The sequence below is a fragment of the Streptomyces sp. NPDC047043 genome, from assembly GCF_040644055.1.
In the GTDB taxonomy this organism is placed as follows: domain Bacteria; phylum Actinomycetota; class Actinomycetes; order Streptomycetales; family Streptomycetaceae; genus Streptomyces.
The window spans coordinates 24,907-44,911 of record NZ_JBEYVO010000047.1; the positions used below are offsets into that span (position 1 = coordinate 24,907).

Consider the following 20,005-nt stretch of genomic DNA (forward strand, 5'->3'; position numbering starts at 1 on the left):
AGGAGGGAGGTTCTTGGGTCTCCTGGCTTACCTGGACGCGAAAGCGCGAGGGGACAAGAGCATGCCAGATCAACGGTGGCCGTTCGAAAGCGTCTCGGACGGGGTGCCGCGAGACCCGCGCGACATGGCCAAAGCTGTACTGCCTGAAGCCCAATCCCCAGGTGGTAAAACTACCGACCCGCCGGAACGACGCCTGAAACCGGTGCCGCACCCTGCCCTGGTCACGGCCGATGGCCGAGGCACCCTCTGGGTTGTGGACCGCCGTCCAACGAGGACGGCCAAGGGGATGAGTGGGCGGCCTACCTCGCGCTCGATACGTACAGCGAAGACGTACCACGGGATCACCTACAGGGCGCGAGCCCCAAGGTGACGGAGTGCCCGTAGTAGTCGCAGGAGTAGCGACCTGCCACGGAGACCGGGAAAGCCGGTCGCAGGGCGAAGGGGCACAGGTGTTCTTGACGCTCGGCGAAGGGAGGTATGCGAAATGCAGAGCGCCGAAACGGTGCTGAGCGTCATCCGGGAACGCGGCAGGCGTGGCCTGCCGCTGGAGAGGCTGTACCGGCAGCTGTTCAATCGTGAGTTGTTCCTCCTTGCCTATGGGCGCATCCGCACCAATGCGGGTGCGATGACTCCCGGGGTGAACGGGGAGACCGCGGACGGTATGTCGCTGGCCAAAATCGACGCGATCATCGGGGCCTTGCGCCGCGAGTCGTATCGGTGGATGCCAGCACGACGGGTGTACATCGAGAAGAAGGGATCCAGGAAGAAACGCCCGCTGGGCCTGCCGACCTGGTCGGACAAACTGGTCGCTGAAGTGGTGCGCCTGCTCCTTGAGGCGTACTACGACGTCCAGTTCTCGGACCGGTCCCACGGATTCCGCCCGCGCCGGGGCTGTCACACCGCCCTGCGCGAGATCGTGGACAACTGGCAGGGAACCCACTGGTTCATCGAGGGTGACATCTCCGACTGCTTCGGATCCCTCGACCACACGATCCTGGTCGAGACCCTCGCAGCGAAGATCCACGATGGCAGGTTCCTGCACCTGATCGACCGGATGCTCAAAGCCGGGTATCTGGAGGACTGGCGATGGAACGCCACCCTCAGCGGTGCGCCGCAGGGCGGTGTCGCCTCGCCGATCCTGTCCAACATCTACCTGGACCGGCTCGACCAGTTCGTTGAACAGCAGCTGATGCCGGATTACAACCGGGGCAAACAGCGCCGGAGAAGCCCTGCGTACGCAAGCGTCCACAACCGGATGACCCGGGCCCGCAAACGCGGCGACCGCGAAGCGGTAAGGCAACTGCGCAAGCAGAAGCGCCGCCTTCCGGTCGGAGACCCGTTCGACCCCGGCTACCGGCGATTGCGGTACGTCAGGTACGCCGACGACTGGCTGCTCGGGTTCGCTGGGCCCAAGGGCGAAGCAGAGGAAATCAAGGCCCGGATCCGTCGGTTCCTGCGCGATGACCTCAAACTGGAACTGTCCGAGTCCAAGACCCTGATCACGCACGCCGCCAGCCAGCCGGCGCGCTTCCTCGGCTACGACATCAAGACCCAGTACGCCAACACGAGGATCACCGGCGGTCTCCGAGGCGTGAACGGGACCATCGGCCTCTTCGTGCCTGGGCAGGTAATCCGGCAGCGCTGCGCGCTGTACATGAAGCGCGGGAAGCCGGTGCACCGTGGCGTGCTGATTCACGACAGCGACTACTCGATTGTGTCTCAGTACCAGGCGGAGTACCGGGGGTTGGTTCACTACTACCTCCTCGCGCAGGACGTGTTCCGGTTCAACCGGCTGTACTGGGTGATGGGGTACTCCCTGCTCGCGACCTTGGCGAACAAGCACAAGTCCTCCGTAGGGGCGATGGCGCACAAGCTCAAAACGACCATCGACACCCCCTACGGGCCCAGGAGGTGCCTCGAAGTCACGGTCCACCGAGACGGAGGAAGGGAACCGCTCATCGCGCGCTTCGGCGGCATACCGCTCAAGCGCCAGCGCACTGCCAGGCTGACCGACGCCGCGCCGCCAGAAAGCCGCGCAGGCAATAACGAACTGCTGCACCGGCTCCTGGCCGAGGAGTGCGAACTCTGCGGACGGCGGACTGCCTTACAGGTCCACCACATCCGCAAACTCGCTGACCTCAACCGGCCCGGTCGACCACCTCGGTCCACCTGGATCCGCCTGATGGCGAAACGGCGCCGCAAGACCCTCGTGGTCTGCCTGCCCTGCCACCAGGACATCCACGCAGGCCGTGCCACAGCCTCAACCCGGAAATGACCACTGGAGAGCGGTGTGCCGGGAAACTGGCCCGCACCGTTCGGGAAGGGGCCGTCGGAAAAGGACCCACACCATGGGCACCTCGTCGGCGGCCTACTTCACCGGCCGTGTTCGGGGCGGCTGGTTGTCGGGAGGTGTGGTCCTGGTCCGGTAGGACACGCAGGGCGGTGTTCGCCTGGGGGGTGCGTCGCGTTGTGGTGTGGCGCGTGGTGGCGCCGGCGGGCGGCGCCTTGGGAGGTTCGCTCTGTTCTGGGGGGTGGTCGGTGGCGTGCTTGCGGTGGACGGCGGCGGTTTGTGGGGTGGGTGCCGGCGTGTCACGTGACGACTCGGCCGGGCGGGTTGGGACAGGCTGCGGCGGGGCTGTGTCCGGCTCGGTCGTCTGCTGCTCGTGCTTATGGATGGGTGGTGCAGCGCGGTCGGGGAGGTTGGATCGGGTGGGGGCCGGCACCTCGGTGGTGGGTGGGAGGCCAGCCGTGGGGCCTGGTGGGGTGGTTTGGGTGAGCGGTATGCCGTGGCGGGCGAGCCGCAGCGGTATCAGGGCCTCTACCGGGGCTTTGTGGCGCCAGGTGCGGCCGTACCGTGCACGCAGTCGTGCCTGGTAGACCAGGCGCTGCTGCTCGAGCTTGATGGCCTGCTGGTAGGAGCGCAGTTCCCACAGTTTCATCCGGCGCCAGAGGAGGAGCGTGGGGAGGGGGGAGAGCAGCCAGCGGGTGGGGCGGACGCCCTCCATGTGCTGGTCGGCGGTGAGGTCGGCGAGGCGGCCGGTGGCGTGCCGGGCCGCCTCGACGGTCACCACGAACAGCAGGGGGATGACCGCGTGCATGCCCGCGCCCAGCGGGTCGGGCCAGGCCGCCGCGCCGTTGAAGGCGATCGTCGCGCTGGTGAGCAGCCAGGCCGTCTGCCGCAGCAGCGGGAACGGTGTGCGGAGCCAGGTGAGGAGGAGGTCGAGGGCGAGCAGCACGCAGATGCCCGCGTCGATGCCGATCGGGAAGACGTAGGAGAAGGTGCCGAAGCCCTTGGTGAGGGCCAGCTCGCGGAGCGCGGCATACGAACCGGCGAAGCCGATGCCGGCGGTGATGACCGCGCCGGAAACGACCGTGGCGATGAGGCCTTGCTGGGGGCGGCTGAGGGCCGGTGGTGTGCCGCGCCGGCTGGGCGGAGGCGCCTCCGGGGGCTGGGTGTGCGCCCTTCGGCCCGTGGGAGAGGGCGGTGTTGTCGGCTCGCGGTGCGTTCGGCCCGTGGGAAGGGGCGGCGTCGTCGGGTGTGTCGGGTGTGCTGCGGGTGGGGTGGGTGGCGCTGATCGTATGCGGGTCGTCACGGCAGTGGCCGGTGTAGGGTCCGCGACTTCGTGAGCAGTGCCCCTGCGGGAATGCAGAAATCCGGGCTTGGTGAGCACGGTGTGTGTCGGCCTGTTGTGAGCATTCTCGGTCGTGAGGGGCTCTCTTGTGGCGACGGTCGGTGTTGGCGAAGGGGTTGGGTGGAACGGCCTTTTGGCGGATCGGCAGGGCCTGCCGTGGTGCTCACGCCGCACCTTCTGGCACCCGATCCTGAGGTCATGATGTGCCGTTCTTGCTGGGCAATGTCTGTATCTTCGGTCGAATCCTCGTGATTCCCGGGCTCAGAGCGCAGGTTCCGTCTCGTGTTCTTGTCGACCCGGCCCCTGCTAACGGTCGGATTCAATCGCGCCGCCAGTGGGCGAAGCCGTGCTCGCCGCAGGAGCAAGGAAGGAACGGAGCAGGAGATCGGGGGCGGGAGCGATGATCACGTCGCCCAGGGTGACGAGCCGCGGAATGGGTCCGATGAACTCGGTCGCACGGACTGTCCCTATCGAGGGCTGGCTCTGCCACAGGACACCGCCGGTGCGCCGGTCCAAGGCGATGACCGTTCCGTCCTTGGACAAGAATTGGACGCGGTCGCCGTCCACCGACGGAGCGGAGAGTCCGTCCCGCAATGTGGTTGACGACCACAGGCGTCTCTTCGCGGAGATGTCATAGGCGCTGACCACCCCCGTGCCGCTATGAGCGTAGAAGACCTGCCCCGCCACGCCTAGCAGTTCCTCGGGAACCTCCAGCTTCAGCGACTTCACCGCGCCGGTCTTGCGGTCGATCCGCATCAGCCTGCTCACCTCGGCGCCGGAGGACGAGGACCCCGTGGCGTACACGAAATTCCCGGAGACGGTGACGAGATCGGCTCCCTGAGGGACATCGCAATGCCAGAGGAGCGTTCCGTCGCCCTGCGTGATCTCTCCGACTTCCGTGGGGCGTCCGCTCGCGTCAGGCTTCACCACGTAGACATGGTCGAAGGACTCTCCGGTGCCCGGGGAGAGCAGGTCCCAGCCCGAAGCACCAGTCCACATGCGTTCCATGCCCACCGGCTCTCGGGCGGTGATCGCTCCGCCCTGCGTGCAGAAGAGGGTCTCTTCGGCGACGACGCACCTCTCGGCGCCGGCGATCACCTGTTCACGCAAGGGTTTGCCGGTCTGTGCATCGAATGTCCAGATCCTGTACGCATCGGTCCGCGCGCCTTCGTTGTTCTCGCCGACCACGACAGCCTCCTGCGTCACACCGAGGAGGGTGGGGGCCGCGTGGTTGTTCAAGGTCCGCCGCCAGATCGCCTTCCCTGTGCGCGGGTCCAGACGAGCCGCCAGAGTGGTGCCTTCGGTGCACCAAAGAGCCGCGGACCGGTAGCGGCAGGTGGGCGAGACGTCGGGCAGACCGTCCCCCAACCGGGTTGTCCAAGGCTTCCAGCCCGGCAAATGGACCGGCGTCGGCGTCGCTCGTGGGGCGGTGGCGGATGGCCGAGCTGCGTCCGCCTCGCCGCCCTCGGACTGGGGCCACCACTGCCATACGCCGACCACCAGCGCCGCGCATACCAGCGCCGACAGCGCCGACGCGCCGCGGCGCAGGCGTTTACGACGTGTGAGTGCGAGGGCTGCACCTCGCGCCAGCGCCGGCTGGGTGCGCCGCTCACGCCGGGACGACAAGAGAGCCAGCAATGCTTCCAGGTCGGGTCGCGCGGAGGGCTCTTTGTGCAGGCACGGTTCCACGACCGGACGGAGTGACTCCGGCAGCCCTGAGAGGTTCGGTTCCTCGTGGACCGCGTTCCAGGCGATCGCATAGGGGGTGTCGGCGTCGAACGGACCGTGCCCAGTCGCCGCGTAGACCAGCACCGAACCCAAGGCGAAGACGTCGGCGGACGACCCGGCTTCACGAGGATCCCGGAATTGTTCCGGTGCCATGAACAGCGGAGTCCCCATCATCTCCCCGCTCTGTGTCAGAGCGGTTGCGTCCACGATGCGGGAGATTCCGAAGTCGATGACCCTGGGCCCGTCTTCGGCCAGCAGAATATTGGCCGGTTTGAAGTCCCGGTGCACCAGACCGACTCGATGGATGTCCCGCAGTGCCTCGCAGAGACCGGACGCCAGTTGCCAGACCTCCTCGGCGGGCAACGGGCCTCGCTCTTTCACCGCGTTGTCGAGAGAGGGACCGGCGACGTACTGGGTGGCCATCCACGGGACGTCACTGGTTGTGTCCGCGTCCAGTACCGGCGCAGTGAACGCGCCGCTGACTTGTCGGGCCGCCTGGACCTCACGGGCGAACCTCTCGCGGAATCCCGGTCTCGCAGCGAGGTCCTCCCGGATGACCTTCACGGCCACCGCCCGTCCGGAGGGGGAGTGGGCGAGATAGACCTCGCCCATCCCGCCGGCGCCCAATAACTCAGCCACCTGGTAGTGCCCCAGAGCAGTGAGGCTCCTCTCTCCCTGGTCCATCTCCACCCCCGAGCCAACGATCACGCAAATGGCTCGGTCACCATAGCGGTGATCGGTGGGGGCGCATGAACCCTCCGCAATCTCCGACCGCGGAGGCGCGAAACGGCGTCCTTTTCTCGGCGAGGACCACGGCGGCGGCGGTGAGTCCTGCCGCCTCGGTCCCGACTGTGGACGATCACTCGTTCAATCTTCAACCCGACCGTGACGCGCAACTGCACGAGCGCTGGCGCATGAGGTTGCACACGGGAAAGTGCCGCACAGCCGATCACTACCGACCGTAGTCATTGCTAACGCAGGCACGGATTTGCTGAGTCCACTGCTAACGAACGGCCTTCAAGCGGGGAGTGTTGGTGGATGGTGAGCAGTCGGTGGCTCCTCCGCGGTCGTGTTGGTGATCGCGGGTTTTGCTGGCCGGGGTTCGTCGGCTATGGGGTGGGGTGGGTGTGCTGGCCGTTGGTGGCTGGGTGGGTGGTGTGCCAGGCGTTCCAGATCTGTGCGCGGAGTCTGCCGCGTGGTGGTACGTCCATGCCGTGTTCGCGGGCCCAGGCCCGTACTTCCGCCACGCTCGGCGCCGCCACGGCCGAAGGGCGTGGCTGACGGGCGGCGGGGACAGGAGGGCGGGGTGGTGCGGGCGGGAGATTGTCGGGGGTGGTCGTTGTGAATCCGCGGCGTTCGAGGATGCGGCGGCGTTTGTGGTGCATGCGCTGAAGGAGGGGGACGTCGGCGTCGAGGTAGTCGTGGGCCTCGACGTGGGGCTTCCTGGCCTCGGTGTTGCGCATGATCCGGCCGACCTGCTGGATGACGCGTCCCTTGAACGAGATGGGGTTGGTCAGGAAGAGGGTGTCGAGGCGCGGTGCGTCGAAGCCTTCGCCGGCGAGTTTGTCGATCGCCAGGAGCACCAGCGGCTGATCGTGCTCCTCGGCCAGGGCGGAACGGACCCGGGCGCGTTCGGCCGGCGGCATGCCGCCGTGCAGGATCAGCGGGGTGATGCCGTGCGGTTGGAGGGCTTCGGTGAGCTGGTGGAGGTGTTCGACGCGGTTGGTCAGGGCCAGGCTGCAGCGGCCGCGCCTGGCGGCGTCGGCGATGTCCGCCGCGATCAGCCGGTTGCGGCTGGTGGTGTGGGCGAGTTCGTTGTAGATGGCCTGGATGGAGGCGCCGTCGGTGCCGGGCTCGTCGGTGGTGAAGGTCGTGGTGTGGATGACGAGGTGTTTGGCGAAGGTGCTGGCGTCGTCGATCTCGTGGCGGATCGGCCCGCACAGCATGGTGATCACCGGGTCCATCTGGTCGGCGCGGTACGGGGTGGCGGACAGGCCGACCCACCGCGGCGCCTTCGCTTGGCGGATCGCGGCCTCGGCGCCGGGGGCGCCGACGGCGTGGCACTCGTCCACGATGACCAGCCCGTAGCCGTCGAGCAGGTCGTCGGGGGCGTCGCGGTGGGACAGCGTCTGCAGCATGATCAGGTCGACGGTATGGCCGCGGCGGTCCTTGCCGCCGCCGAGCGTGCCGACGTGGCCGTCTCCAAGGTCCAGGAACGCGGCCAGCCGGTCCTTCCACTGGGTCAGCAGCTCGGCCCGGTTGACGATCACTGCGGTCGGGGTGTGGTGGTGGGCGATCAGGGCGCAGGCCATGACGGTCTTGCCGGAGCCGGGCGGCGCGACCAGGGTGCCCGCCGGGTGCTTGGCCATCGCGTCCACGGCCTGCTGCTGGGTGGGGGTGAGCACGCCGGTGAACTGGGCGGTGATCGGGGCGGGTTCGGGCAGGTCGCTGGTGATGGTGAGGGCGCCCCGGGCGGCGGCGATGAGCTGGGCGGCCTCGTCTGCCAGACCGCGGGGCAGCCTCAGCCAGTCGGGGTCGGAGGCGTCGAAGCAGCAGATGAGGCGCGGGGTGTTGAAGGTGGAGAAGCGCTGGTTCTGCTTGCGGTAGAACTCCGGGTTGTGGAACGACGCGGCGTGCTTGAGTGCGGCCAGCAGCTGCGGCGGCAGCCCGGCCGTGGAGATCGCCAGCATCGCCGAGAGCCGGGCTGCAACGCGTGCGGGTGCCTTGCCGAGGGCCTTGCGGCGAGGGCGGGCACCCAGCTGAGGGGTGGTCGGGGACGGGCCGGCCTTGACCGGGCCGAGCTTGCCTGCGAGCGCCTCAACATCGGCCGGAGCCAGCCGCTCGGTTAGCGACAGGTGGGCGAACTGGTCTGGATACGGCTCCCAGGTGTCGGGGTCCACGAAGACGGTGGTGCCCTTGGCGCGGGAGACACCGTGCAGCGGCAGCGCGATCAGGCTGCCGAACCGGAAGCTGCCTCTGGCCTTGGTCGGCAGGAAGTCCTGGGCGGGAAAGAGCCGGTCGTAGCTGGACAGCGCCATCTGGCCGCGGGCGTCGATCGCCCGGCGCAGCAGTGCCATCCCCAGGGCGCGGGCGGTGGCCGCCGCGACGGGCGCGGTGAAGAACGTCCACACATGCGCGCCCTTCCCGGACCGGGAGATCTCCAGGACGGCGGGTACCCCCGCCTCGTGGCAGGCCGTGACGTACGCGCTGGCGTCGGCGCGCCAGTCGCTGCCGTTCTTGCCGTCGAAGTCGCACGCCAGCAGGCGGCAGGCGTCGTCGGCCAGCAGCGGATACAGGCCGATGTGCAGCTCGCTGCGCCCCTGCCGGGTCGGGTCCAGGTGGCGGTAGAGGGTCTCGTCGGTCAGCGGCCAGAAGACCCGGTCCTCGTCGGCCTTGTTCTTGTCGAACGGGTTGTCCTCGGCCGGGCTCCAGCCGGTTCGGCCGGACTTGGCGCTGACCCACCGCTTTGCATAGACGTCCTCGCGGCCTGCGAACAGGGCCCTGAAGAGGGCGATCTTCGCCTCGGCGCTGGAGGAGGCATCCGCATACGGCAGGCCACCGGCCCCCGTGGACGGCGGGAGGGCGACCGGCTCGGGAACGGACGGGATGGCGGCGGGAGTGGCCTGGACATCGCGGCCCAGAAGGCTGTGCAGCCGCGCGTTGTCGGCTCTCAGTCGGGCGATTTCCTCGTGTAGCTCTGCGTTCTCCTCCCGCACCACGTCGAGACGGATGCGCAACTCGTCGGGATCGAAGCAGTCGGACCAATCCTCCACGCTCCCATGATCCAGACTGCGCGTACGTCACGCAGCGAAAGCATTCAGGTTTCCCTCTCCCGGCGCCCCTGTTGCAGAGGCTCACTGGGATTTCGGACGGATCTTGTCGGCGATGCGGAGGATCTCGGTGGCCTCGCGGAGGAAGTCGTGTCCGCGTGGGGTGGGGGCGAGAGGGCGGGTGGAGCGGTCGATGATCTGGAATCCGGCAGCCTTTTCGATCTTCGTGATGCGTTGTCTGAGAGCGCCGTCGCGTCCGCCGTAGATGGCGCGTGCGGCGGTGGCGATGGTGGGGTGGCCGGGGATTTGGATCAGGGTTTGCAGCCGGTGGAGTGCGGTGGGGGATGCGGTCACGGCCTGGATGGCCGGGGATGGGGTCCAGGGCAGGTCGAGGTGGCCGATGGCGTTGTAGCGGCGCCCGGTGCTGCGAATGGGGAGCTCCCATCCTCTGGCCAGGGTGGTCAGGTGGTAGTGGCTGACGCCGCGTTCGCGGGCGAGTTCGGCCATGGTGCGCCGCTTTTCGACGTACTCGCGCTGAAGCCATGCGCGGGTGATGTCGGGACGTGGTGGCAGCCGGTCGGGCCGCGGGCGGAGCGGGACTTCGTCGTGGATCAGCAGCGCGCGGACGGTACCGGGGTTGCAGGACGCCAGCCGGGCGATGTGCGCGAGGTGCAGTTGATGGTTTTCGTAGAGGTCACGGAGCTTGTCTGGGGCGAGAATGCCCTGGCGGACCTCGGCGGCCTCGGGCGTGAGCTGGTTGGCGAGGTTGCCGATCGCGTTACTGGGGGTGGGCGTGCCGATGTCCGCGAGGTCGCAGTACAGGCGGATGTGCTCGGGCGTCAGGTCGAGCGCATCGCTGGCTTCGTTCACGGAGGTGACCGTGCTCAGGAGGTCGCGGACATCGTCTGGGTCAAGGCTTGTGGGGCTGATCCCGGGCCATGTCGCACCGGTCACCCAGGAGTTGGGGGGTTCCCAGGTCAGGGGTTCGTCGATGCCGTGGCGGGCGAGGTTGTCCTCGGCCTGCCGGCGCAGGAACGAGCGAAGGGCTGGGGGTGCGCGGAAACGGAACTCGGTGCAGTTCCAGGCGAATCGTGTGTTGGCGCCGCTGGGCGGCGGGTGCATCTCGCCGGTCAGCAGCATCAGCAGATACCAGCGCAGCAGGGACGTGCGGTGCTCCTGTCCGGTTCTCCAGCCGTGCTGGGCGCAGAGCCGCTGGTAGGCGCTGTGATCGAGGTGGATGGAGGCGTAGGTGAACGTGACCCTGCGCCGCGCGTAGTCGATCGGGGCGCCGTGGGCGTCCAGCGCGTAGGCGAGTTGGGCCAGTGTCGAGGCCAACGGGGTCAGGTCGTGGTGGCGGTAGAGGCGTCGCTCGACGCTGTCGCGATCGGTGTGGATCTGGCCGTTGTTCAGCAGTGGACCGACGCGTTCGAAGTTCAGCTTGGGCGGTCCGCCGGGCAGCAGGAGGAAGCTGCTGCAGCCGCGCCGGAAGGCGCCGACGCGCAGGTTGACGGTGTCTTTCAGCCGCGGCAGCAGGCGCATGGTCCAGCCCGGCCAGAGCATCGAGGGGATCAGCGCCGCCCGCTGGATGATGGTGTCGGCGGGCAGCCTGGGCCAGCGCGGGCGGGGGCTGGCGCTGGCGTAGCGCAGCCGGGCATGCAGGGTGGCTTGGCGGTCGAGCCTGGCCAGGGCCCGCTCGACGAGTGCGGGGCCGCTGAAGGACCATCTGGCCGTTCGGCTGCCGAGGTTGGCTCGCGGGCCCTTGTGGAGTGACTGGTCGGCCTCGAGGACCCAGTCGAAGAGTGCGTCGCGGTCGCGGTGTCCGGGGTGGAGAGCGACGTGTGCCAGGGCGGTGCCGAGGGCTGCGTTGTGGGCGTCGTGTCCGACATCCTCGTCGGTCAGTTGCGGTAGCACTCCGCCGCACTCGGTCAGCGCGGCGCGTACGACGTCCGGTGCCCGGTCGGCGACGGTGTGCAGGCCTCGCAGGATGCGCCAGGCCAGCGCGTACAGCTGCTTGAGCTCGGCCAGTGCCTTCGGCCGTGAGGAGGCGTCACTGGCGAGAAGGGTGATGATGCGCTGCTGGGCTGGCAGCACCAGACCGGTTTCGGGCAGCCGGAGGACCGGAGCCTGCGCCAGGTCGGCTCCGCAAGGACGTCGGCCGGTGTGGCCTGTGGGGCTGGTCAGGTTGTCGCGGGTGCAGACGCCCGCACCGCGTGGGCCGAGGCGGCGTGCGTTCCACGGATTCGGTGGCCGCTGGCAGTGCGGGCACAAGTCGAGGAGCACAGTGCGGTGGGTGGGGCAGGCGAAGGCCCAGGGCAGACGCCAGAACACCGGGCCCCGGCCGGCGTTCTCGGCCAGACACGCGGGGCAGTAGCGGGTGCGGGCTCCGTTGAATCTCCAGGCCGGAGGCCGGGTCAGTCGGCGTCGGTGGGGATGGATGGTCACGGCCACCCCGTCGTAGGGCGTGAGCGTCATCGCGGTCAGCACGGGCAGCGGGATGCCGGTGGCGTGGTGGAGGGTGTCGGCTTCGGCCTCGGTGAGCCGCACAGCCATCTGTGTCGTGCGGGCCCCGGTCAGGCCGATGGCGTCCAGGAATGCGCTGTTGGTGGCGTGCAGGCGTCGGGCATAGGCGCCGATCCAGCTCTCCAGCGCCTCGCCGGGCAGCGGCCTCAGCGAGATCGGGAGCGAGCCGCCCATCCAGGTCATCACGCACTCTTTCTGCGTCGGCGGGCCTGGGGGCGGGATGTCAGCAGTCCGGCCTCCAGCGCGCAGGCGAGTTCTCGGCGGGCTTCCTCGGCGGCCGCGTCGTTGTTCACCTGGTCCATCAGCCAAGTGTCCAGGCGTTCGTGACGCGTGCGGATCGCCCGCAGGCAGCCGCGGTTGATCAGCGCCATGAGCGAGGCGAAGTGGCCGCTGGAGCGGGCCAGGAGGTAGTCGCAGAGGTCATCCGCAAGCATTCCGGGATACTTCTCGGCCAGTACCAGCTTGTGCTCGATGGTCAGCAGCAGGCGCCGCCATTCCAGGCGCCCTTCTTCGGTGTCGATCTGGAAGGGCCGCAGTGACAGAGCGGTGGTGCGGCGGCCGAACTGTGCGTGCAGCGTCTGATCGGGGGACAGCCCCTCGGTCAGGATGCCGCGTTCGCGAACCCCGACGCCGATGTAGATCAAGGTGACGGGGAAGGTGTTGGCCAGGAACTTCAGGTGGTTGGCCATGGTCGCGGTCGCCCGGGCCGAGGCATCCAGGAAGTGGATGTCGTCGATGATGAAGACGGCCGTCCTCAGGCTCAGCACCGCGTCCTTGGCCCGTTCGGACAGGGCGTCGGCATCCCCTCGGGTGGGCAGCCCGTAGAACCGGCAGATCGCCGCGTTCAGGCCGCGGATACGGGTGTTGCCGCTCAAGGCGATGTAGAGGACCGGGACCCGGCGATGGCCCTGCGGGGAGGTCTCTCCGCGCAGGGCGATCTGCGCGCGGTGGAAGTCCCGCCCGTACTCGAGCACTGCCGTGCTCTTGCCCAGCCCGGGATAGGCGTCGACCAGGGCCGCGGGCTTGGCCTTGTCCCCGTCATGCCGGTTGGAGTCGACGATCTCGGCGAGCTCGTCGTGCAGCCGCAGCAGTTGAGGAGTCTTGATCGGCCCGAGATTCGCGTGCCAGACCGCCCGCCGGTCGTTGTGCCGCAGCAGCGCCGCCGGGGACAGGGCCGCCAGCTGCGGGCGAGAGAGCGTCTCTGGCTGGCTTCGCTGGGGGCCGTCCACGAACTCCAGCCAGCCCTCCAGCCGGGTGGGCGAGTAGGGCCGGTCGTCTCCCTCGAAGACACCGGCCTCCTCGGCCCGGCTCACCGGCTGTCCATGATGTCGGCGTAGAACTCGTCCTCCTCCGGCAGCACTTCTTCGTCGCCGGGGAAGGCGGCCTCGCACTCGTCGTCCTCGTCATCGTCCCCGCCCAGATCTGCCCCAGCGGGCTCAACCACCGGCAGATCCGGCTGACCCTCAGCGTCCAAGCCCCCGGGGGACGACGCCACCGCAGCCAGCCGGCGAAGCGACGGCAACTGGTTCACGTCGTCCGTCGGGGCGTCGTCCTCGCCGACCAGCCGCAGCCGTTGCTGGGACAACCGCACCGCCATCCGCCGCTCGGTGCGGTCCGCGGCAAGCCCGGCACCCCACCGCTCCAGCAGCTCGACCAACGCGCGTTTGGTGTCCGGGAACCGGTGGGTCTTCCGCGCGAGCCTGCGGGCATAGACCAGCGCCTCCCGGCTGAAGGGGTTGTTGAGCGTGGCCGCGTGTTCCCAGTCGAGCGGATGCCACGTCTGCTTCTTCGGGTCCTGGAAGTACACCTTGGTCATATCGCCGCGGTCCACCGCGATCGGCCACTTGCCCGCATCCACCCCGCCATACGGACTTGGCTGGTTGCGGTAGTCGTCCAGGCCGTCGCCGTTGTAGCGCAGCCCCTCGATCTCGACGCCGTAGTGCTGGATGGTCGTGCGTTCCTCCTCCAGGAATTCCAGGGCCAGATGCGGGCGGGCCGGAATCCGGAGCGGGCCGGCGCGGGTGACGCCGTGCTCGAACATGTCCAGCGGGCTCAGCTTCAGACCCGGCACCTCCGGGACACACAGCCCGCGGTGGTGGCGCCGGTGATAGATCCGGGTAATCCACTCCCGGATGATCGCTTCGAGTTCGTCGATGAAGAAGAACGCCTCGTCCTCCACCTTCTCCCCGCGGCTGTGCACGTCGGAGCCCTTGTAGCCGGGCAGTGCGGCCAGCAGCCCCTGGTTGAGGGTACGGAACCAGCGCTCGATCGGCTTGTCGGTCGGCGTCTTCGGACGGGCCGGCTGCAGCGAGATGCCCAGCTTCGTGCAGACGCTCTGGATGTGGTTCGACAGGTACACCTTGCCGTGATCGAAGATGATCGTCTCGGCCGCGACCGTGGGCAGCAACGGCTGACCGTCTCGGTCGACCAGCTTGTCCGCGTCGACCACCACGGTGGAGGGCACCCCGCAATACGGCAGCGGTTCACCCCCGTCTTCCGGCACCGCCCGAGGACGGACCGTCTCGAACAACACCCCTGCCACGTCCGTCGACTTCGTCGACACGGGAGTCAGCCGCAGACCGGTGATGCACCGGCTGTAGAGGTCCATCGCGACGGTGAGCTCGCACTGCACCCAGCGACAGGTCACCGGCTCCATCGCGAACACGTCCAGCCGGTTGGTGTCGAGCACCACATATTCACCCGGTCGCGTCGCCCGCAGCCGGCCGTAGACGCCCTGCGGCCGCTTCGCGATCGAGCGCTTGCCCTTGGTGCTGCCCTCGAAGGCGTTGGTGCCCTTGGCCAGCTCGCGCAGCAGCTCGTAGCCAGTCGTCTTTGCCGGGATCGGCACCGCACCGCGGCCATGCTCCTCAGCCAGGCGCTCCTCGATCTCCAGCAGGACCAGCTTGCGCACCGGGCGGCTGGACTTCACATGCCCTGCCAGCACCGAGCGGGCCATCTCCACCCAGCGCGGATCCACCCGGTCCAACACATTGCGCACCGGTCGCCCGCTCACCAGACCAGCCGGCCCGGACTTCCGCACCGCCGCCACCCAGCGGCGGACCGTACTTTCACCCACCCCGAGCTCGGCCGCCTTGGCCGCGTACCGGTGCAGCATCGGAGTCCCCGGAGCGTAGTCCGGCCGCGGCTCACCTTCCAGCGGCAATTCCGAGGAGCCCAGCCGGTAGCCGGTGAGGACTTCTTGGACATGGCGGACCCGGATCGTCAGCTCATCGTCCTCCTCGCCGCTCAGCCCGCCCAGCCGCGCGGCAGCCGCAGGCTCCTCCGCGGGGACCTCCACCAGGACCTGCGTCGAGGGATGAGACAACAGCATCGTCACATCGACTTGCCGCCACACCGGGGCCTTGCCGTTCGAGGCCCCCTGCAGCAACACCCGGCGCCCTGCGACCTCGGCGACAGTGAACTGCTCACCGTCAAAGCTGATCAGCAGCCCCGGCTGCAACGCAGCAGTCCAGGCGCTCACGCGCACCTCCGCAGCACCGAGTCACCCGAGAGCGGACGGGACAGGTCGGTGACCAGCTGCCCGGCCCACAGCAGCGCCATCAGGGCAGGACGCACCTCGTGGGCCGGGCGCCCGCCCGCCAGCCGCCGCTCGGCCACCGCAAGCTCATCCCCGTCCCGCACGCTCCGCCAAGCAGCGTGGACATCGCGCTCCGCCACCACGCCGGGCCGCCGATAGGCCGCCAAGAACCGCACGTTCGCCAGCATCACAGGATCCGCGCCCGACCAGGCCTCGTACTCCCAGCCACGACGCTCGACCAGCCCACGTGGCCAGGCCAGCGCTTGCGCGACCTTCGGGTCGGCCAGCCGGTCTGCCGGCTTGACGTTCACCACCCGCGCCGTCCCCGACCGCGTCACCAGTAAGAAGTCCGGAACATACCGACGCACACGGTCGCCGAACCGGGCCACCAGATGGCACGGCTGGCCATAAATTTCCCGCACTACAGGATCGAAGTCGGCCAGCAACAAACGGGCCAGTTCCAGTCGGCTCTCATACACGACCGGCCCGCCCGTCGTGGCCGACATGTACGTGCCGGAGTAGTGCCGTTGGCCGTGCACCGAGCGGACCTGCCGCCACGGCCCCGACTCCGCGAAGTCAGCCAGCCGCAATCTGGAGAACGGCACCGTGCGCACTGAACCGTCGAGGTACCGGATCGACGCAGAGGGCACCGCCCTCTCGTCACCGACCCCGCTCATGCTGCGTACCGCCATACCCGGGACGGTACGGAGCACTGGTGCGCAGCCGCTGTGAAAGATCACAACAGCCCGATAAACGGCTATTACTGACCGTAGCCAGTGCTCATGATCGCCCGGAAATGCCCAGACGGTGCTCATGGTCACCCGGAATTGCTCACGCTTCTCCGGAACCTACAGCCGGCGGATGTCGGGTGTGTGGTGGAGGAGTTGATTGATGAGGTGTTGGGTTTGCGGTTCCATGTCGCAGTCCAGGGCGCTGTTGATGTGGTGGAGGCGGGTGAGGACGGTGTGCAGTCCTTGCCGGTTTGCGGCCGCAGCCTCGATGCGGAGCCAGTCCCGGTAGAGGAGTTCGGCGGTGGGGTCTGCGTCGAGGCCGGTGGCGACGGCCTGGCGGGCGGCGCCGAGGTCGTGGTGGGGGCCCGCGGGGATGCGGTGGGTGGCGACGGTGTGTGCGACGTCGATGATGCGGGTGGTCATTTCCTGGGCGTGGGGTTCGGCCCAGGGCAGCGCGTTCCCGCCGAAGGGCTTGCCGCGGACCAGTGTGAGTGCCTTTTCCAGGTCGGTCAGGCCGGCCGGGCCCTGTGGGAGGGCGTGTTCGGCGAGTTGGAGGAAGTGGGTCCAGTCGCAGCGCACGCCACCGGCGAGCCGGTAGGGGTCCTCGCCCGCCTTGCGGCGCGGCACGTAGGGGTTGCCGTCCGGGTCGTTGCCCAGGCAGCGGCGCAGGCCCTGCAAGCGGGCGTTGAGGGTGCTCGTCGACCAGGGGCTTGCGGGATCCATGTCGGCGCACAGCACATCAGCGCTGCGCCCGGGCCGGAAGTACAGCAATGCGGCGAGCTGCGCCATCCGCGGGCCGTGGCCGGTGCTGTCCACACGGTCCACCTCGACCGGGCCCAGGACCCGGATCTCCGGGGCGTGCAGGTCTGGCGCCTCGCAGTCGTCCGCCTGCGACCCCGTTGGCTCTTCAACGGCGGGCCCCGGGCCGTCCTCTTGCGTGGCCTTTGCCGTGTGGGTGGAGTCGGCAGCCGGAAAAGCCGGCGGCGGAGCCTTTTCCGCGTCGGTACCCGGCTCGGGTTCCTTATCGGCCTGGGGCGTTGGCGCGGTGGCGGGCAACAGGCGCAGCCCGGACGGATCCGTGGTGGCGGCGATCAGGGCCGGGAAGACCTCGCCGCCCCCGTCCGCGCCCGACGCCGCGGACGGGGTTGTGCCTGTGTCGGGCGTGGGCCCGGCGAACTCCTGCGGCGCGGGCTCCTGCCAGACGTCGGGTTCGTCCGGGATGTTCTGCCACGAGCCCTCGGCCGGGTGCGGCGGCTGCGCGGACACCCGCAGCGCAGTCGTGATCTGAAGGTAGGCGGCGTGCTGAAGGCGCTGCACGGTGATGTCGGTGCCGGCGGCGTGGAGAGGCTGCGGGTCGCTGACCGAGGCGTTGAGGATCTCCGCCTGGGGGAAGTGCGCGGCCGCCGTGCTCGCGGGCGCGACCAGGGTGACGGGCACCGTCCCGGCCTTGTCGATGACGTCGGCGAACTTCCACGCGGTGTCCGAGTCAAGGGCCGCCGCGCACAGCAGCAGGTAGGGCTGATGGCTGGTCTCCGGCATCTGATGTGCTTCCAGCAGCCGTTCACTCAGGTCGCGCAGCGCGTGCGCGGCCTGCCGCAGGTGGGCGATCCGCGCGGTGGGCAGCAGGTGCGGCAGGTCCTCGCCGAACCCCACCGTCACGACCTCGACTTCGCTGGCCCACGGGCTCATCCCGAGCTCCAGGGCGAGCGAGGTGCACACCTCGGTGATGTGGACCGGATTGCCGTCCAGCAGCAGGGCGGGCAGCCGGGCGAGGTTGAGCAGCAGGAGGTCATCCCCCTCGGTGCTGCCGATCGTGACCAGCCCCGGGTAGGGCGCCGGCACGTCGCGGGCGGCGTCTTCGTTAAGGAGGTCGGCGTCGGCGGGCAGGACCCACCAGCCGGCCGTCCCGGAGACGAAAGGCGCCACCGCTTCCAGGGCGAGGTCCTCAGGCAGCACCTCCACCGTGCGGGCACCGATGCGTGCGGCCCGCACCGGCGGCAGGACCGCGTCCTCTTCCCGGTGGGCCAGCTGGTCGGCCAGGGTCCGCAGGGCCAGGTCCAGGCGGGCGGCGGTGCCGGGTTCGGCGGCCACCGCCAACTGCGCCTCGGCGGTGGACGTCTGCGAGGCGATGGCGATCGTCTCGCCGGGCCCTCGGCGGCGGCGCTGCAGCGTTCGGCGCAGGGCGAGCGCGCCGGTGATGGCGGCGACCAGCAGCGCGCCGGCGCCCAGGACGGTGCGCAGGTTCAGCGGACCGTCGGACGGAGCCGGCGCCGGCGTCTGGGGCGCCGTGGCGGCGGGGGAGGGGGCAGCACCGGAACCGGAGGCTGACGTCGGCGGGGAGGCGGCAGAGGGCGACGCGCTGGCGCTGGGCTGCGGGGTCGCGGAGGCCGGTGCCGAGGGCGATGCCTGATCCTTTCCGGGCTGCTCGGCGGGGCGACTTGCCGGTGCGCTGGGGGCCGACGATGGGGGTGCGGGCGTGGTGGTCTGGCTCGGCGCGGGCGCCTGGCCGGTGCCCGTGCCCTCGCCCGGCTTCTGCTCACCGTCCGGGTTCTGGCCGGCCGGCGGGGGAGTGGTGTCCTGGCTGCCCGCCTCCTCACCCTGGTCACGGTCCTGGGACGGCTCCTCGGCCTGCGCGCCGGGCACGGTGACCTGCTGCCCCGGGTAGATCATGTTCGGGTTGGTGATCTTGGGCAGGCCGTGTGGCTGCGGCTTGTCCTTGCTGGCCTGGAACAGCTCCGGCCACTGGTCACCGTCGCCGAGCTCCTCCTCCGCGATCTTCGACAAGTAGTCACCTGAGTGGACCGTGACGACATGCTCCCGGTCCCCGGAGGCAGTCTCGCGGCCGTCGCCCAGCTGCGCACGGACGCCTCCGGGAAGGGCGCTGGTCTCGGGCATCTGCAGCTGCCAGCCGGGCTGCAGAAAGCTGTTGGCGCGGAAGGTCGTGCCGTCGGCCATGGTGTGGCCTTCGTTGAGGGCGGCGATCTCCCGCCACCGCTCGCCGTTGCCCAGCTCGCGTTCGGCGATGCCCCACAGGCTTTCTGCGGGCCGCGTCTCGCGCACCGTGTACGTGCGCGGCGTCGGTGTGCTGGCCGGGGACGTCGGGGAGGTCGGGTCGGCGGCGGTCTGCGCGGCCTGAGCCCCCGTCTGGCCGGGCACCAGGCCCGCAGTGCCGGCCGGTGCGGCCTGCGCATCGGAGGCCAGGGCCGAACTCGTGGGCAGCAGCACCAGGATGCTGCCGATCAGCAGCGCCGCGGCACGCTGCGGGGCCCCCATTCCCCGCGGGACGCGCCACGTCCGGCTCCGTACCTGTGCGATGAGTTCGCGTATCGCGCAGAAGCTGAACTGGGCCCATCCGATCCAGCCCACGCAGGTGAGCAGCAGCAGAAAGACCCCGCCGGTGTCCTGCCGGTCGAGCAGGTGGGTGAGGTCGTCGTGGGTGGCGGCCCAGATGAGGGGGGTGGCCCAGGCCAGCAGCAGCGGCAGCCCGGCGACCGCGGCGGCCAGGACGAGCAGGCTCAGAACGCCCTTGAGGATCCGTGCCAGGGTGCGGGCGGCCGGTGCGGCGGGGGAGCGGGTGGTGGTGCGCATTAATTTCCTTCGGGTGTGACGCCGTGCAGGAGGGTGGCCGTGCCGTGGCCGGTCACCGGCAGCGTGCCGATCCCGACGACCGACAGGAACTTCGTGTCGTACGCGTCGGTGATCGTGACGGTGAGGGTCTTGCCGTCCCCGGACAAGTTGACGGTGCCGGTGGCGCCGGCGGAGTGCAGGTAGGCCTGCGCGGCGGCGGCGGCCGCCTGCGGATCGACGTCGATGGCGGTGCCGCTGATCGCGTCGGCGGGGTCGATGGCCTGTCCGCCGGCCCGTGCGGCCTCGCCGGCGATGTAGTCGGCGCGCTCGGTGGCGCGCATGGTGCTGCCGCCGTCCACGGCGAGGCCGATGATGCCGATCAGCGCGAAGACGCACACCGCGACGAACACCGTGACGCCTCCCCGGTCGTCACACCGTGTCCGCAGGATCCGAAGCAAGATCATCAGTCGCCTCGTGTCGGAAAAGCCGTAGGTTCGGCGGCGGCCGCCCCGTCGGCGT

The 20,005-nt window shown here is 69.5% G+C and carries 9 protein-coding genes and 1 pseudogene; 1 reads left to right on the plus strand and 9 read right to left on the minus strand.

The annotated features are described in order from the left end of the window. The first annotated feature begins 484 nt into the window (after positions 1–484). Positions 485–2,275 (plus strand): reverse transcriptase domain-containing protein, encoded by a 1,791-nt coding sequence (locus ABZ880_RS48395; protein ID WP_361277445.1) that lies wholly within the window; start codon positions 485–487, stop codon positions 2,273–2,275. A 490-nt stretch (positions 2,276–2,765) separates the two neighbouring features. Here the strand turns inward: ABZ880_RS48395 and ABZ880_RS48400 are convergent. From ABZ880_RS48400 to ABZ880_RS48440, 9 genes and pseudogenes are all read right to left on the minus strand, one after another. Further along, positions 2,766–3,380 (minus strand): annotated as a pseudogene (locus ABZ880_RS48400) (DUF2637 domain-containing protein); the annotation flags it as partial. Between the two features lie 558 nt (positions 3,381–3,938). After that, positions 3,939–6,044 carry a protein kinase gene (locus ABZ880_RS48405; protein WP_361277446.1) on the minus strand — a complete coding sequence of 702 codons (2,106 nt, stop codon included), beginning with the start codon at positions 6,042–6,044 and terminating at the stop codon, positions 3,939–3,941. A 425-nt stretch (positions 6,045–6,469) separates the two neighbouring features. Continuing rightward, positions 6,470–9,133, minus strand: coding sequence for a DEAD/DEAH box helicase family protein (locus ABZ880_RS48410; protein WP_361277447.1), 2,664 nt, complete (start codon positions 9,131–9,133; stop codon positions 6,470–6,472). Positions 9,134–9,214: 81 nt separating this feature from the next. Beyond that, positions 9,215–11,833, minus strand: a complete 2,619-nt coding sequence (locus ABZ880_RS48415; protein ID WP_361277448.1) for a TniQ family protein — start codon at positions 11,831–11,833, stop codon at positions 9,215–9,217. Beyond that, positions 11,833–12,963, minus strand: coding sequence for an ATP-binding protein (locus ABZ880_RS48420; RefSeq protein WP_361277449.1), 1,131 nt, complete (start codon positions 12,961–12,963; stop codon positions 11,833–11,835). Before ABZ880_RS48420 ends, ABZ880_RS48415 begins: the two co-directional genes overlap by 1 nt. Next, positions 12,960–15,137, minus strand: a complete 2,178-nt coding sequence (locus ABZ880_RS48425) for an integrase (RefSeq protein WP_361277450.1) — start codon at positions 15,135–15,137, stop codon at positions 12,960–12,962. Before ABZ880_RS48425 ends, ABZ880_RS48420 begins: the two co-directional genes overlap by 4 nt. Beyond that, the gene (locus ABZ880_RS48430; protein WP_361277451.1) at positions 15,128–15,880 is read right to left on the minus strand and encodes a TnsA-like heteromeric transposase endonuclease subunit; all 753 of its coding nucleotides are present in this window, start codon (positions 15,878–15,880) and stop codon (positions 15,128–15,130) included. The genes ABZ880_RS48425 and ABZ880_RS48430 overlap by 10 nt, the downstream gene beginning before the upstream one ends. A gap of 156 nt (positions 15,881–16,036) precedes the next feature. After that, a complete protein-coding gene (locus ABZ880_RS48435) occupies positions 16,037–19,507 on the minus strand; it encodes a hypothetical protein (protein ID WP_361277452.1) in 3,471 nt (1,156 codons plus the stop codon). Further along, a complete protein-coding gene (locus ABZ880_RS48440) occupies positions 19,507–19,950 on the minus strand; it encodes a Tad domain-containing protein (protein WP_361277453.1) in 444 nt (147 codons plus the stop codon). The genes ABZ880_RS48435 and ABZ880_RS48440 overlap by 1 nt, the downstream gene beginning before the upstream one ends. Positions 19,951–20,005 lie beyond the last annotated feature (55 nt).